12 protein-coding genes are annotated in these 14,672 nt (G+C 73.2%); 5 read left to right on the top strand and 7 right to left on the bottom strand.

Annotated elements, in window-relative coordinates; all coding sequences use genetic code 11:
• Nucleotides 1–262 precede the first annotated feature (262 nt).
• Complete coding sequence (locus ACZ60W_RS27905; RefSeq protein WP_469758132.1) at nucleotides 263–676, bottom strand: peptidoglycan-binding domain-containing protein; 414 nt, start codon at nucleotides 674–676, stop codon at nucleotides 263–265.
• 502 nt (nucleotides 677–1,178) lie between these two features.
• Here ACZ60W_RS27905 and ACZ60W_RS27900 point away from each other — a divergent pair.
• The 3 genes from ACZ60W_RS27900 to ACZ60W_RS27890 all read left to right on the top strand — a co-directional run bounded on the left by ACZ60W_RS27900 (nucleotide 1,179) and on the right by ACZ60W_RS27890 (nucleotide 5,929).
• A complete protein-coding gene (locus tag ACZ60W_RS27900) occupies nucleotides 1,179–1,868 on the top strand; it encodes an ArsR/SmtB family transcription factor (protein ID WP_469758131.1) in 690 nt (229 codons plus the stop codon).
• Nucleotides 1,869–2,003: 135 nt separating this feature from the next.
• The gene (locus ACZ60W_RS27895; RefSeq protein WP_469758130.1) at nucleotides 2,004–3,443 is read left to right on the top strand and encodes a carotenoid oxygenase family protein; all 1,440 of its coding nucleotides are present in this window, start codon (nucleotides 2,004–2,006) and stop codon (nucleotides 3,441–3,443) included.
• A gap of 233 nt (nucleotides 3,444–3,676) precedes the next feature.
• Nucleotides 3,677–5,929: an ATP-binding protein gene (locus ACZ60W_RS27890; RefSeq protein WP_469758129.1), complete on the top strand. Its 2,253-nt coding sequence runs from the start codon at nucleotides 3,677–3,679 to the stop codon at nucleotides 5,927–5,929.
• 189 nt (nucleotides 5,930–6,118) lie between these two features.
• Here the strand turns inward: ACZ60W_RS27890 and ACZ60W_RS27885 are convergent, their stop codons facing one another.
• Together ACZ60W_RS27885 and ACZ60W_RS27880 are read right to left on the bottom strand one after the other, a co-directional pair.
• On the bottom strand, nucleotides 6,119–7,549 hold the full coding sequence (locus ACZ60W_RS27885; RefSeq protein ID WP_469758128.1) for a lamin tail domain-containing protein: 1,431 nt from the start codon (nucleotides 7,547–7,549) through the stop codon (nucleotides 6,119–6,121).
• A gap of 203 nt (nucleotides 7,550–7,752) precedes the next feature.
• Nucleotides 7,753–8,949: an MFS transporter gene (locus tag ACZ60W_RS27880; protein ID WP_469758127.1), complete on the bottom strand. Its 1,197-nt coding sequence runs from the start codon at nucleotides 8,947–8,949 to the stop codon at nucleotides 7,753–7,755.
• A 100-nt stretch (nucleotides 8,950–9,049) separates the two neighbouring features.
• Here ACZ60W_RS27880 and ACZ60W_RS27875 point away from each other — a divergent pair, with 100 nt between their 5' ends.
• Nucleotides 9,050–10,135 (top strand): DUF5937 family protein, encoded by a 1,086-nt coding sequence (locus ACZ60W_RS27875; protein WP_469758126.1) that lies wholly within the window; start codon nucleotides 9,050–9,052, stop codon nucleotides 10,133–10,135.
• A 50-nt stretch (nucleotides 10,136–10,185) separates the two neighbouring features.
• On the opposite strand, the gene ACZ60W_RS27870 is transcribed toward ACZ60W_RS27875, so the two are convergent.
• Nucleotides 10,186–11,616 carry an alpha/beta hydrolase gene (locus ACZ60W_RS27870; protein WP_469758125.1) on the bottom strand — a complete coding sequence of 477 codons (1,431 nt, stop codon included), beginning with the start codon at nucleotides 11,614–11,616 and terminating at the stop codon, nucleotides 10,186–10,188.
• Nucleotides 11,617–12,155: 539 nt separating this feature from the next.
• Between ACZ60W_RS27870 and ACZ60W_RS27865 the strand changes: the two genes are divergently transcribed.
• The gene (locus ACZ60W_RS27865; protein WP_469758158.1) at nucleotides 12,156–12,470 is read left to right on the top strand and encodes a WhiB family transcriptional regulator; all 315 of its coding nucleotides are present in this window, start codon (nucleotides 12,156–12,158) and stop codon (nucleotides 12,468–12,470) included.
• A 571-nt stretch (nucleotides 12,471–13,041) separates the two neighbouring features.
• Here the strand turns inward: ACZ60W_RS27865 and ACZ60W_RS27860 are convergent.
• Genes ACZ60W_RS27860 through ACZ60W_RS27850 form a run of 3 tightly spaced genes read right to left on the bottom strand, consistent with a single transcriptional unit; the run spans nucleotide 13,042 to nucleotide 14,649 of the window.
• Nucleotides 13,042–13,566, bottom strand: a complete 525-nt coding sequence (locus tag ACZ60W_RS27860) for a hypothetical protein (RefSeq protein ID WP_469758124.1) — start codon at nucleotides 13,564–13,566, stop codon at nucleotides 13,042–13,044.
• Nucleotides 13,559–14,470, bottom strand: a complete 912-nt coding sequence (locus ACZ60W_RS27855; RefSeq protein WP_469758123.1) for a DUF6286 domain-containing protein — start codon at nucleotides 14,468–14,470, stop codon at nucleotides 13,559–13,561. Before ACZ60W_RS27855 ends, ACZ60W_RS27860 begins: the two co-directional genes overlap by 8 nt.
• The gene (locus tag ACZ60W_RS27850) at nucleotides 14,467–14,649 is read right to left on the bottom strand and encodes a hypothetical protein (protein WP_469758122.1); all 183 of its coding nucleotides are present in this window, start codon (nucleotides 14,647–14,649) and stop codon (nucleotides 14,467–14,469) included. The genes ACZ60W_RS27855 and ACZ60W_RS27850 overlap by 4 nt, the downstream gene beginning before the upstream one ends.
• Between the last annotated feature and the right edge of the window lie 23 nt (nucleotides 14,650–14,672).

Genomic DNA, 14,672 nt, shown 5'->3' with positions numbered 1-14,672 from the left:
GGCGCGCGAGCCGGGACCCGACGAGTACGTCGGCCACTCTGCACAACGGAGGGAACTCGGGGGACATGGCCCCGGTGTCGATGAGGGCAGCGGGGCTCCCCCCTGTGTCCGGGGCCCGGCGTACGGATCCCGCACGCAGAGCCCCGCCGACGTCAGGCCCGGCAGAGCTCCGCCGACGTCAGGCCGACGGAGCTCTGCCGGGCCGGCGCCCCGGTCGTCGGACCACGCCGCCAGGCCGGCGGGGCGCTACCGGGGACCGAGGTCAGGGAACCCGGACGCAGGTGCTGCCGCTGAGCGGCTTGTGCTTGATCGCCTTCCGGGTGGCCGGACCGTAGTCACCGTCCACGGTGGTCCCCGCCTTCTGCTGGGCGCGGCGCAACGCGGCCTCGGTGGCAGCTCCGAAGTCCCTGTCCACGACCAGTTTTTCGCCGTAACACAGGTTGAGCGTCTCTTGCAGCGTGCCCACCCCGACGCTGTTCATGACGCCCTGGGAGAGGGCGCAGTTGACGTTGACGCTGGTCGTGCCGTAGTTGGGCACCCAGGCCCCGTAGTACGAGGCGCTCCAGTTGCACGTCGGGTTGGCGGCCGAGGCCGGGGCGGCCGTGGCCAGCGCCGTCGCTCCGGCACCACCCAGGGCCAGGACGGTCGCGAGCAGTGCGTTGACGGACTTGCGCACAGGGATCTCCTTCGGGGGGAATCGGGCAGGAAGCGCGTCGTCCCGCCTGAGGACCGGACGACGAAACTGCGTGTGCGATACGGCGAACCTTGTCAGCCGTGAACGGCGCCAGCCATCATGTTTCGCCGTAGGTTAAAGACGCACGGAGAACGGGGAGAACCGTTTGCTCCGCATCCATTTCACCGACGCCGATCTCGGACGCACGCGTGTCGCCGCCGCCGCGGACCCGTTCTGGGAGATCACGTCCAGCCTGCACCGGTTCCAGACCCGCAGAGGGCGCTGGGCCTATGCCGAATGGCATCGCACCGCGCGGATCCGGCTTCGCGAGCAAGGACTGGAAACCGCTGTACGCACCATGCTGTTGCCTCTCTTTCCGCGGGCTGCCTATTTCCCCGATTTCCTGACTCCGGCCGCCGGGAGCAGCGGCTGGGACTCCGGTGTCGACGCCATCCTGTCCACCCCTCCTCGGACCGTGGTGCAGGAGGTGACGATGCTCGCCCAGGTGAGTGGCGCTCCCCCCTGGGCGCCGCGCCTGGCCGAGACGGAGACCCGCACCGAGTTCGTACGGCTCCTGCGGGCGTACTACGACGCCGTCGTCGCGCCCCAGGCCGACCACGTCCAGGCGACCCTGGAGGCCGAGCGGCGGCTGCGCACCCGTGCCCTGCTGACCGACGGGATCGACGGACTCCTCCGAAGCCTGCGGCCGACCATGCGGTGGGAGCCGCCGGTCCTCCACGTGACCGCGCTCGGCGACGACCGGGACCTCCATCTGGACGGCCGGGGACTGCTCCTCGTCCCTTCCTACTTCTGCTGGGCCGCGCCGGTACCCATCGCCGACCCGGAACTGCCACCCGTCGTCGTGTACTCCGTCCTCGACGGCCTGCAGAACACCGAGAGGGTCCCGGGGCCACCGACCGCCATGGCGGCCCTGGCCGGAGTCGTCGGGCGGAGTCGCGCCGTCATCCTCCATGCCTGCGCGGCGGGAGCGACGACGGGCGAACTCGCCCGCGCCGCCGGGATCTCCACCCCCGCGGCGACCCGGCACACCTCCGCACTCCGTGACGCCCGGCTGATCAACAGCCGCCGCACCGCCAACCAGGTCCTGCACACCCTCACACCACTCGGCGCCGCCCTCCTCCGGACCGATCCCCCCACACCTCCACCCGGTCACCGGCCAGGCATCCCCCACTGAACCTGAATCACCCCACCCGCACCGGGCATCACATCAGAGCCGCCTGGCGAGGCGGCATGCTGGGCGTTTCAATGGAGGGGAGCGGCGCCGTGCGCCGAAGTGCGGGCGCCGCCGGCGACCCTGCCTGGAGGTTCCGTGAACACCCACGCGCCGGCCCGCTTCGACCCCACGCGCGTCCCGCATCTGCTCGGTTCCTTCGCGCCCGTCACCGATGAGGTCGACGTGGCCGAGTTGCGGGTGATCGGCGCGCTGCCTCCCGAACTGGACGGGATGTACGTGCGCAACGGACCGAATCCCCGGTTCACCCCGATCGGCTCCTATCTCTATCCCCTCGACGGGGACGGGATGCTGCACGCGGTGCGGGTGTCCGACGGCCAGGCCGAGTACCACAACCGCTTCGTCCGCACACCGGCGCTCCTCGCCGAGGAGAGGGCCGGGCGCGCGCTGTGGGGCGGTCTGGAGTCGCTGATCCTGCCCGGCGCCGACGTCGTGGGCCCGGAGCTCGCCGACACCTTCAAGGACCTGCCCGAGATCAACGTCGTCCGCCATGCGGGCCGCATGCTGGCGCTGGCCGAGTCGGCCTGTCCGTATCGCGTCGACGCGGATCTGACGACGCTCGGACGGGAGGACTTCGACGGCGGGCTATCCGCGGGCATCACCGCCCATCCCAAGATCGATCCGGTCACGGGTGAGATGGTCGTCTTCTGTTACGCCTTGGAGCCGCCGTATCTGACGTGGTCCGTCCTCGGTCCCCACGGTGGTGTGACGCGGGGACCGACCCCGGTGGCGGGCGTGGACGAGCCCGTGATGATCCACGACATGGCCCTGACCGCCCGCTACGTGGTCCTGGTGCTGGCCCCGGCCTTCATCGACCTCGAGGCGGCCATGTCCGGCGGCTCCTTCCTCGCCTGGCGGCCCGAGCGCGGCACCCACGTGGCGCTCGTCCCGCGCGACGGCGGGGCCCCGGTCCGGGCTTCCGACGACGCCTTCTGGATGTGGCACTCGGTCAACGCGTACGACGACGGTCCCGAGCCGGCGGCGCCCGTCGTCCTCGACTACGTCGAATGGAACCGCCTCACGGTCGGGCCCGCCCCGGACGGTGCCGGACCGGCCACCGCTCGCCTCGTCCGCGCGCGGATCGATCCCGCGGCAGGCCGCATGACACGTTCCGTCCTGGACGACTCCCGGGTCGAGTTCCCCCGGATCGACGACCGCCGCCTCAGCAGGCGCCACCGCCGTACCGCCATGGCCACCGGCACCGGCCGCGTCGACCTGCTGCCCGGAGAGTACGACGCCCTGCGGTGGTTCGACGTCGAGACCGGTGCCGGCGAGGTCTGGGCAGCGGGTGATCTCGCCGTCGGCGAGCCCGTCTTCGCCCCCGAGCCGGGACCCCACGCGGGCTCGGAGGACCATGGATACTGGATGACCTTCGCCACTGATCGCACCGACGGCACGAGCTGGTTCCTCGTCTTCGCCGCGGAGGACCCCGCCTCGGGTCCCCTCGCCCGCGTCTCCCTCCCCGTCAGGGTCCCCCTCGGCCTCCACGGCGCCTGGCTCCCCACCGAGGAGCCGTGACACCCGCGTCACGGCGGCGAGGCGGCAGCCCCGTCCCCGACCGGTGGCGCGTCGCCCGGATGACGGCGTACCGGTGACTCCGCGTAGGCGCGATGGCACTCCCCCGACCCTGCGGCACGGCTTTCGACGCCTGCGAGCTGGGAACATCCCGGAGTGATCCGCGGAAACCAGGTCCTTCCCCTCAGGCAGAATGGTCACATCGTGTGCGTGGCAAGGGGTGGAGGAAGGCAAGGATGACCGGCGTCGGCCCGGAGTTCGGGACACTGCTGCGGCGGTTGCGAGGGGAGGCGTCGCTGACGCTGGAAGCCTTGGCGGAGGCGTCGGGGGTGAGTGTCCGCGGGATAGGCGACCTGGAGCGAGGCCGGGTCACCACGCCCCAGCGCAGGACGGTCGCCGCACTCGCGGACGGACTGCAGCTGAGCACGACCGAACGCGAGCGGTTGCTCGCCACCGCCCGGAAGGGCCGTACACCCCGTCCTACGGCGACGGGGCTGCGTTCCTTCCCCCGCGGCGTCGACGACTTCGTGGGACGCGAGGCGGAGTTGGCACGGCTGACGACGCTGGCCGAGCAGGAGGCCGAGGGGATACCCGTGGTGGTCGCGGTCTCCGGGCCGCCCGGCGCCGGCAAGACCACCCTGGCGCTGCGTGCCGCACACCAGTCGGCCTGGCGCTTCCCGGACGGACAGCTGATGTTCGACCTGCGGGGTACGGACGAGGACCCGCCCGACTCGGCCGAGCTTCTGCTCCGGGTGCTGAAGGCCCTCGGGGTGGCGGACCGCGACCTGGCCATGGCCGGCTCGCAGGGACATCCGGAACTGTGCCGGCGGGTGCTGGCGGAGCGACGTTGCCTGCTGGTGCTGGACAACGCCCGGGACGAGGCGCAGGTGCGCCCGCTGCTTCCGGGTGCGGGCGCGGGGATGGTGGTGGTCACCAGCCGGCGGATGCTCACGGGCCTGGAGAGCGTGCACCGGCTGGCTCTCGGCGAGCTCTCGTCGGCGGAGGCCGAAGCTCTTCTGACCTCCTTGGTCGGGCGGGAGCGGGCGGAGTCGGATCCGGGCGCGCTGGCCGAGGTGGCCGTCCACTGCGGGAACCTGCCGCTCGCCCTTCGTGTGGCGGGCAACTGGCTGGCCACGCGTACCGGCTGGAGCGTGCGCCGCCTCGCCGACCGGCTTTCCCTGGAGGAGCACCGACTGGACACGCTCACGGCCGGCGACCTCCATCTGCCCGCGGCCTTCCACTTGTCCTACCGTCAGCTCACCCCGGCCGCGGCCCGTATGTTCCGGCTGCTGTCCCTGGTCGAAGGACCCGACGCCGGGGCCGCCGGCGCCGCCCGGCTGACCGGGCAGTCGCTGTTCGACGCGGAGGACACGCTGGAGGAGCTCGTCGAGACCGGCCTCCTGAACACGGACCAGGATCGCTATCGCTTCCACGACCTGCTGCGCCTGTACGCTCGCGGCCGGCTGCGGGCGGAGGAGCCGGCCGAGGTGACCGCAGCCGCTGGGTCGGCCCTCCACCGGTGGCTCCTGGAGACCACCGTCATGGCGGGTCGGTGGTACGAGCCCGACCACGGCGCCCCACCCGCCACGTGGCAGGGCACGATCGACCTCTCCACCGCGGAACACGCCCGCCGGTGGCTTCAGACCGAGGGCGACAACTGGCTGGCCGCCCTGCGCGCCGCCGCCGCCGAGGGCTCCCATGCCCAGGTCGTCGACGTCGCCGAGGCGCTGCACTGGTTCTCCGACCAGTGGATCTTCTGGGGTCACTGGCCCGAGGTCTTCGCCACCGCCGCGCGGTGTGCCCAGACCTTGGGCGACCCCCTTCTGGAGGCCACGCACCTCAACTACCACTCCTGGGCCCTGCTCGTCTGCGAAGGCCGGCACCGGGACAGTCTCGACCGCTCGGCCCAGGCCCTCGCGGCAGCACGCCGGGCCGACGACCTCCCGCAGCAGGGCTGGGCCCACAAGTACACCGCCTGGGCCTTCAGGCTGCTCGGCGACTACGCGTCGGCGGCCCGGCACAACCAGGAGTCGGCCGCGTTCTTCGAGGCCGCCGGTGATCTGCACGGCGCCCTCCAGTGCCGGGTCGAACACGGGCAGATCCTCGTCGACGGAGGACTGCACCAGGAGTCGATCGCCGAGATCCAGGACACCCTCGCGTTCCTCGACCACGTCGGCGACCGCGTCGAACCCCACATCGCCGACTTCACCCGCACGAACCTGCGGGTGCTCATCGGTGGCGCCCACGCGAGTCTCGAAGACTGGTCAGCGGCCGCGGAGCACCTGCGCGTCGCCGTGGAGCTCTGCCGCGCCAGCGGCAACACGGCCATGGAGAGCCGTGCCCTGGTGCACCTCGGAACGAGCCTGCTGAGCGCCGGTCACCGTGCCGAAGCCCGGGATGCCTTCTCGCGATGCCTCGCCCTGGGCAGCGCGGCCGATCCCACCCGCCTCACCGAGGCCCGGACCCGCATCGCCGCACTGGACGGGTGACCTGTTCGTCCCCGGCAGCCGACGGGCGGGCTCCGGGGGCTTCCGTGCGCCGGCGGCGTACGCGCGGGCACGAGCTCAGGGGCCCGGCCTCCCGACGGTCGGGAACCGCCGAGGGGCCGGGAAGACGTGAGCCGTTCCCTACGCTCCGGCCGGGCGGACCCTGGGCCGGGGACGGTGCGGGGGCCCGGGTCAGCAGGTGACGGTCCCCCGGCGCAGTGCGTGGCCTCCGTCATTGGTGTCGTCGGACCAGTACACGGGCTTGGACCCGGCCACGCACTCGTCGGCGCCGGCGAGGGCGAACCCCTCGTTGTTGTAGTTCGGCATGCCGGCCGGGCGGTTGTAGACGGCGGCGGTGGCGAAGGAACCGCTGGTGTCGATCGTCAGGGTGCGGTGCCTGCCGTCGCAGGTGTCGTCGCACACCGCCCACAGGCGCGCGGCCTGGGGCTCCCACTGCAGTTCCATCACGCCGGACATCCCACTGGCGAAGGAGGCGACACGGGTGAAGGAGCCGGAGTCGGCCAGGACGTAGCCGTGGATCATGCCGGTCCCCTCGACGCCGACGAAGAACACGCCGCCGCCGTGGGCGGCGTAGCGCGCCGGGTCGTACGTCGTTCCCGTCGAGGCGTCCTTGAACCCGGCGGCGGTCAGCGCGGTGTCCGGGACCCAGGTGATCCCTTCGAGGCCGAGGTTGGAGCCGGTCGAGGGCAGGTCGGAGGTGAGGTTCCACTCCTTGGTGGCGGTCAGCGAGGAACCGGAGCCGCTGACGTCGTACTTCAGCACCGACAGCCGGCTGGTGCCGGAGGCGTCTCCGTTGCGCTCGCTGGCGACGAACGCCCCGCCGGCCGAACCGGCACCGGTCAGGGTGACGCCCTCGCTGTCGGCACTGCCGGAGCCACCGGGGAAGCGCAGGGCCTTGCCGGCGGACCAGCCGCCGGCGGTGTCGGGCTTCCAGCCGCCGGCCCCGTCCCGGACCAGGCGCCACAGCCTGCCGCTGTTCTGCGCGGCCCACATGACGGAGCCTTCCTGGTAGAGGCCGCTGAGGTCCTGACCGAACACGTCGGAACCGTCCGCGGTCGCCACGCTGCCGGCGCCGGGCCACGCGACGGGCGTCGAGCCGCCGCCCCCACCGCCGGTGCCGCAGCTGTTCGCGCCGCCCAGGGTCACCGTGGCCGCCTGCTTGAAGGAACCGGTACCGTCGGCGCAGCGCGACCAGGACGGGTCGGAGTGACTGCTCCAGGAGAAGCTGTCGACGAGGGTCCTGCCGTCGGCGAGGTAGAGACGGGCCTCGTCCTGGGAGCCCAGACCGAACTTGGCGCTGACGTCGAACGCGCGGAACCCGCCCGCGGGCAGCGTGGTTCCCGACGCGATCTTGTAGGAGTGGCTCGAGTCGTCGTCCTTCAGGATCCAGCCCGAGATGTCGACCGTTGCGGTGCCCTTGTTGGAGAGCTCGATCGAGTCGTTGACACCACCGGTGGTGACGACCTCGTTGACGCGGACGTCGTCCGCTGCGGCGGCGTGCGCCGCCGGTACGCCGGTCAGCGCTCCCGCCGCGAGGAGCGGCCCGGCGACGAGGAGACGGGAAAGAGCGCGACGCCGACGGCGAGCGGTCGATGCGGTCACTGGTGTCCATCCTGGGGTTCATGGGGAATGCGGCGGGCCCGACGGTCCCGCTCTCCACCGAACGGGACTCCTCCCCCCAGGGGGACGCGGTGCGAACGGTCGGCGAATTCCCCCGCCGAACCGGCCGATTGCCCGATGGGCCGGAGCCCGTACGTCCGGCCCGGGCTTCGCCCCGGGGAGGGCGCGCGGCTGCTCTCCTGGCGTCAGTGGCCGGCTCGGCGGGCGACGGCGGAGGCGGAGAGGAGTGTCGCGGCGGCGAGGGTGCCCCACAGGGCGATCGGGCCGCGGGGTGCGAGGGCGGTGATGACGGCCGGCGAGGTGGCGAGGCCGAACCCCGTGGAGAACTGGAAGCGGGCGAGGGCGCGTCCCAGGGCATGTTCGGGCGTGAGGGCAGCGACGAGTGCGGTGGCGCTGCCCGCATAGATGATCTCGCCGAAGGTGCAGAGCACGGACACCGCGGCGACAGCCGGGGCGCCCCAGCCGTGTCCCAGCGAGGTGGCCGCGAGGAAACCGAGGTACGACACGGTCAGCACCACGCCTCCGACGGCCAGCACGGAGTGGCGGGGCCATCGTGACAGCAGGACGGTGACCGGCAGTTGCAGGGTGACCACCAGGACGGTGTTGGCCACGAAGACGGCCGCCGGCCACGCCGGAGAGGCGTGCAGCTGCGTCACCAGGACCAGAGGGAGAGCGATCTCGGGAACGTTGAGGCAGAAGGCGTAGATCACATGGGCGGCCAGCAGCGCACGCATCCGGGGTACGGGCTTCCCGGACGCCTCCTCGGCCGTGGGCGCGGTGGCGGCAGGGTGGGCCCGCACACGGACCGACCACGTCAGGGCCGCCGCCACGAGGTAGGCGAGGGCGGTCACCGCCGCCAGCGCTTGCAGGGCGGTGGTGCCACCCGCCAGGCAGACGGCGGCAAGGAGTGCACCCGCGCCCAGGCCGGCGTTGCGCAGGGCACGGCTGCCCGCGAGGGCGGCGTCACGTTCTCGGCCGTGGGCGAGCGTGGCCACCAGGGCGGCGTGGGCGGCGGGCCACGCCTGGTTGCCGATGCCGAGGAAGAGCGCGGCCGTCGCGAACAGCCCGACGTTCCCCGTCGGGGTGGCCATCAGCAGCGCCACGCCCACCACCCTCACCAACATCGACGCCGCGACGGCCGTACTGCGTGCGCCGTGGTCGAGCCATCGTCCCACCGCGGGCACGCACACGAGACCCGCGACGATGCCGACGGTCATGGCGGCGCCGGTGGCAGGTGCGGAGAGGCCGAGTACCGTCACGCCGTAAAGCAGCAGAAAGGGTCGCAGCAGTCCGGTGCCGAGCGCGTCCACGGCCAGGGCGACGGCGTAGCGGGGTCCTCCGGAGGCACGCAGGAGGAGGCGAGGGTGAAGGGTGGATGTCATGGCGCTCAAGGTCGTGCCGGGCCGTCGCACCGGGCCCGCCGGTTGACGAACATCGTCAACCGGCGCCGTCTCCGTCCGCCCGGCCGTCGATGATGGGGAGATGACGCTGCGCATCGACATCACCGGGCTTCCGGCCGAGCGGCTGCGGTTCGCCGCCTCCCCGCTGGCCGAGCTCACCGCGATGCTGCACGTCCTGGCCGAACCCGGGCATCACCCGCAGATGGCCGACTGGGCCGGGGACGTATGGTCCGCGATGCCACCGGACCTGGCCGAGCGGCTGCGGGAGGCGCAGTTCCTCTGGCGTTCCTCACGAGCGGACTTCCTGGTCCCCGCCAGGCCGCGGCTGTCCCTCGCCGAGGAGTTGGACGATGTGGACCGGATCGACGACGAGACCTATGTGACCGCCGCGCTCACCACCACGTGCGGCAGCAACCGTGTCCGCTTCGCGGCGCCGTCGCCGCTCGCCGACCGGGCCGCACGCGAACGGGCCCTGGACCTGGCCCAGGCCCGCGGCCCCCTCCAGGAGGCGTTCGCCGCGCGGCTGCTCGCGGACCCGGGCGTCGTACGGGCACGGGTGCGCCACGCCCTCGAGCGGTGCGCCGAGGTGTTCTTCGACGCCGCCTGGACACGGATCGCCGTGCACCTGGCCACCGACCTGCGGCTGAAGAACGACCTGCGGAAGCGACAGGGCATCGGGGTGGCACTCGCCTCGGTCTCCGGCGCGGTCACCCTGGCACCGGACGGCGAGGGCATCGTCGTGGACAAGCTGCAGGACGACGCGACCGCCGCCCACGGCAGCGGGGTCACCTTCATCCCCAGCTACTTCGGGCGCCCGCACCTGGTGGTGATCCATGCACCGGGATGGCAGCCGGTGGTGCAGTACCCCGTGGCCGATGCGAGTCCCTCACTGCCGGTGCCGCTGGAAACCGTCACCCTCCGCCTGGAGGCACTCGCGCATCCGGTGCGGCTGCGACTGCTGCGTACCCTGGCCCGCGGCCCGCACACCACCGGTGAGTTGGCCCACGCCTGGGAGCTCTCCCCTCCGGAGGTCTCCCGCCACCTCGCCGTCCTGCGCCGCGCGGGGCTGCTCACCACCCGCAGGCACGGCCGCTACGTCCACTACACCCTCAGCCTCCCGGACGTCACGACGCTGGGCGCGGACCTGCTGGCCGCCGTCCTGCGCTGAACAGCGGCGGCTGCCGGGGACCCGGGCCCCCGGGCAGCCGTCACGGTCCGTCAGCTGCAGGTGCGGTCCTTCGCGGGGAGCCGGCCCGTCGTCAGGTAGCGGGTGACGTCGTCGTCGGCGCAGGAAGGTCGGCCGGTCACCAGCACTCCGTGACCCTGACCCCCGGCGACCGTGACCATGCGGGCGCCGTGCAGGGCGCGACGCATGCCCTCGGCCATCGCCAAGGGCGTCTGCGGGTCCCATGCGTTCTGCACGATCAGCGCCTCGACCTCGTTGTCCACCACCGTGGCCGCCTCGCGCGGCGCGGACTTCCAGAACGCACAGGGCTGGATGGTGGCGCCGAAGTCACCCGCCAGGGGGCGGGCGGCACGGTCCCGGATCGCGTCGCGGCGGTACTGCTCGGGATCGCGCGGCCAGCTCCGGCCTTCGCCGCACAGGATGGTCCAGGCGGCCGACACCACGTTGTCGACATCAGGTGCTTCGGCGGCCACCGCCGAGGTGGAAGGCGGGAGGGTGCGCGCCGGGGCCGGGGTACCGGCCGCCGCGGCCTTGAGCGCGACGACGAACGGCGTGACGGCCTCGACGTGGACGAAGGCCCGGTACTGCGCGCGGATCGCGTCGCCGTCGAAGGGCTGGCCCTCCAGCACGATCGGCGCGCGGTCGGCGCGCGCGACCAGCTCCCAGAACGCCGCGCGCACCTCCTGCGGGGTCGCGCCCAGCCCGTACGTGGCGTCGCGGGCCGCGGCCCACTCCGTCCAGCGGGTGAAGGCGAGTTCGGCGGCCTCGGTCGCCCCGCGCAGTACGCCCCGCCAGACCCGCGACGGGTCGAGTGCGCTGTCGAGGACGAAGCGGTCGGTCCTGCGCGGGAACATCTGGGTGTAGACGGCGCCCAGGTACGTGCCGTACGAGTGGCCCAGGTAGGAGATCCTCCGCTCGCCCAGCGCGGCCCGGATCGCGTCCATGTCCCGGGCCGTGTTCCGGGTGGTGATGTGGGGCAGCAGGTCACCGGACGTGGCCCGGCACTTGTCCGCCACACTTCGCGCCCTGGCCACGTCCTGGCCGAACGTCGCGGCGCGATAAGGGTGGTTGAGCTCCTGCTCGTCCTCCGCCAGCCCGCAGTGGACCGGCGCGCTGCGTCCGACCCCCCGCGGGTCGAAGCCGATCAGGTCGAAGCGCTCACGCACCTCCGGGGCGAGCAACGGCGCCATCCCGGCCGGCATGGTCAGCCCGGGACCCCCGGGACCGCCGGGGTTCATCAGCAGCACACCGCGCCGCTTCGCGGCATCGCCCGCCCTCAGCCGCGACACCGCTATGCCGATGGTCCGGCCGTGCGGATCGCCGTAGTCCAGCGGCACCTTCACCGTGGTGCATTCCAGTGACGCCGGCTGGTCCTGTGCGCAACGCTCCCAGCGCAGTTGCTGCCGCCCGGGCCCCGCGAGCGGTTCCTGCGCGGCGAACCCCGTCGCCGGGGTGAGCGTCACCAGCACGGCCGTCGCCGCACCGGCCGTCAGGAGGGATTTCGTTCGTCCAGCTCGCAGCACCGTGCCGCCCCCAAGTTCTCGCGGATCACTCTCGTGGATCACCTCAAGTCTCCGATTCCGACGGTCGACGTCCGGTCCTGCCACGGGATGGCTTCGCGATCCCCCTCAAGTACCGCCGGACGCCCCGCACCCCTACGGGTCCGGCACCGACAACCCTGAGCCCGCGGGCGCGGACCGGGTCCGCGGGCCCGGATTCCCCGAGGGCCCGCAGGGCGATGTCGAACGTCGCGTGTATGAGGGCGCACTTCGCGGGCACAAGGGACGGGAGCGGCGGACATGGCCGCTCCTCTCAGGGCCTGCGGCCTCCCCCGTCCGCAAGGCCCGGGCATGGTGGACCGGCCCGCACTCGCGGTGGTGCGGGCCGGTCACCGTTCGTCCGCCCTGGCAGCCTCACCCGAGGTCGCTGTCGGTACGCGGCACGGGTGCCGGTGAGTTCGCTGCGACGCGGCGGGCCGGGAGCGGGGGCAGTGCGGGGACGGGTGGGGTGGGTGCGGATGACGGACTGGATGGTGTCGGCCTTGTGCCGGACGACGCACGCGGATGCGCTGTTCGTCGAGGGGGCCGCGCAAAGCGGGGCGAAGGTGCTGTGTACCGGGTGTCCGGTGCGGGCCGAGTGCCTGGCACATGCGCTGGACGGCCGGATCGAGCACGGCGTCTGGGGTGGCATGACGGAGCGGGAGAGGCGCGCCCTGCTCAAGCGTCGGCCCCTGGTGCGGTCCTGGGCCCGGCTGCTCGATGCCGCCCGGCGTGAGCATGAGAGCGCGACGTCGCCTCGCGGACGCGCTGCCGCCTGACCGACCGCCGGACGGGACCGTCCCCGCGGGCGAGGGCGCCGGCTCCTCCGTCGTCGCACTGATCAAGTCCACGGCGATCTCCCCCTCCGCGGCCTGACCGACGCGATCGTCCGAAGGGCCGTGCTCCGGAACGGGGCACGGCCCTGACCGGCATGCGGAGGGCGTGGCTCACGGCGAGGCCGCAGGGTCTGTGAGCCGATCGGCGCGCCGGGACACGAGGTCGGCCGCAGCCCGGCACACCGCGGCGGAACGGGGGGCGCTGCCGCCTCCGCTCGTCGCCGCAGTGACCGCACCGCACTCCGCCGCGGGCGCTCCGGCACACCACCCGGCGGCCCTTTGGCACGAGGCCGCCCGCGTGCGCGCGTACCTCGCCGCACGCCCCGATCCCCCGCGGCGCGCTGCGCTGAGCGAGGCGACCGGCGCACGCTCGCCGACAAGGCCGCCGACAGGTCGGCTTGCGCGGTCTCCGGGCCGCCGCGGTCCAGGGAGGCGAGGCGAGCGGTGCCGGGCTCGCGGCGGACGGCGTACGGGATGGCAGGGGGCACAGACGGTGTCGGCGGCTGCGGTGTTGTCAGAGCGCTCGTTTCGGTCGGGGGCTCTGGACCCGCAGTCGGATGCGGGTGTGGACCCGTCGGGGTGTGAGCAGGGGTGCGGTCCGGGTGAGGACGCTGTCGGAGACGGCGGTGAGGATGTCGCTGGGGTGTGCGGTGGGGTTCAGGGTGAGGGTGAGGGAGATGCGCGTCGTGTGTCTGGTGCCGGTGAGGCGGCAGCGGGCTCGTGCGACGCCGGGCACGGTGGCGCAGCCGGCTTGGACGGCGTGCCGGAGGGCCCTGCTGTCCAGGTGGCAGCCTGGGGCGGGGAGGGACAGGCGGCGGGGGGCCGGGCGTGGAATCTGTGCGGTCAGCAGGGCCAGTGCGGCGGCCAGGCCGGCACCCCCGGCGGCGAGGAGAACGCGGTGGTCCGTGTGCCGCAGGTGTCGGACGGCGGTGGTGAGGAGCGTGTCGTCGGCGAGCCGGGTGGCGGTCACGCCGACGGCCAGGAGGGCGAGGCCGGTGAGGGTGAGCGTCGTGCGGTTGGTCACGGTGCGGCTAGACATCTGCGTCCTTCGGGGCCGGCGGCTCTGCGACGGTGTGGGGGTCGCGGGTGTCGCGGAGGACGAGCCGTAGGTGCGGTGTGTGGCGCAGCGGGATGGTTCGCAGGGTGCGTTCGACGGTTTCGAGGGTCTGGTCGCGGACGTCCTGCGGCGTGCCGTAGGCGGCTTCGGCGCGGACGGTGACCTTGCGCGGGGTGAAGCGGACCCGGTGGAGGCGCAGTCCGGGCACCTCGGCGACGGCCGCCTGGACGAGACGCGCGGCGTGCCTGCGGCTGATCACTGCCCGGGCGGGTGGCGGGCATCCTAGGCGCAGCAGGCGGCGGTGGCCGGGGCTGAGGGCCAGGAGGATCAGCCATCCGCCGGCGGCGGCCGCCACGGCCGCCGCCAGGTGGAGGTGCGACTGGTGGCCGGACGCGGTCAGCCACTGGCGTACCGGCCCCCAGGGCGGCGCTGGCGTGCCGGGCAGGTGTGGGTGGAGGACGGTCCACAGCAGCAGGGTGGACAGCAGGGCCAGGGCCAGGGCGAGGGCCGCGGTGACCGTTCGCCGTGGGGACCACGGTCTGCCGGCCGTGGCGGGTGGTGGCTGCCCGGGAGCCGGCCGGGGTCCGGCGGTGGGGGCGGTGAGCTGACGGACCCGTAGGTCCGCGGGCGCGATGGGCAGGCCGGTCAGGGAGCGGGTGCGGCTGGTCAGGTGGTCGCGCAGGCGCGTCATCCGGTCCGTGTCGCCTGCGGCTTGCAGGGGCAGGGTCACCTCCACGGTGACCTCGACACGGCGTCCGCGTGTGCCGGCGGACGCTCTCGTCACCTGGCCGCCGGCCGGGCCGGTGGCTTCGGCGGCCGCCTGCCGGGCAATCTTGGCGGCCACCCGGTCGGCGACGGTGGTGACGCCTCGCCCGGTGGTGCTCACCGCTGCCTGCGTTCGATCGTCAGGAGGTCGCGGAGGTCTCCGCCCCGCTCGACGTAGCGGCCCGCGGCGTAGCCGAGGCCGCCGAGGGCGGCGACCAGCAGGAACGCCCCGAAGCCGCCGAACCAGCCGGCAAATCCCAGTGCCATCCCGACCATCAGCCCGAGAACGTCCCTGCTCATGGCTGTTGCCTCTCTTCCCGCAT

Source organism: Streptomyces sp. NPDC104202, from assembly GCF_055584185.1.
Note: the sequence above shows the minus strand (reverse complement) of the source record. Positions and strands in the feature narration are given on the sequence as shown.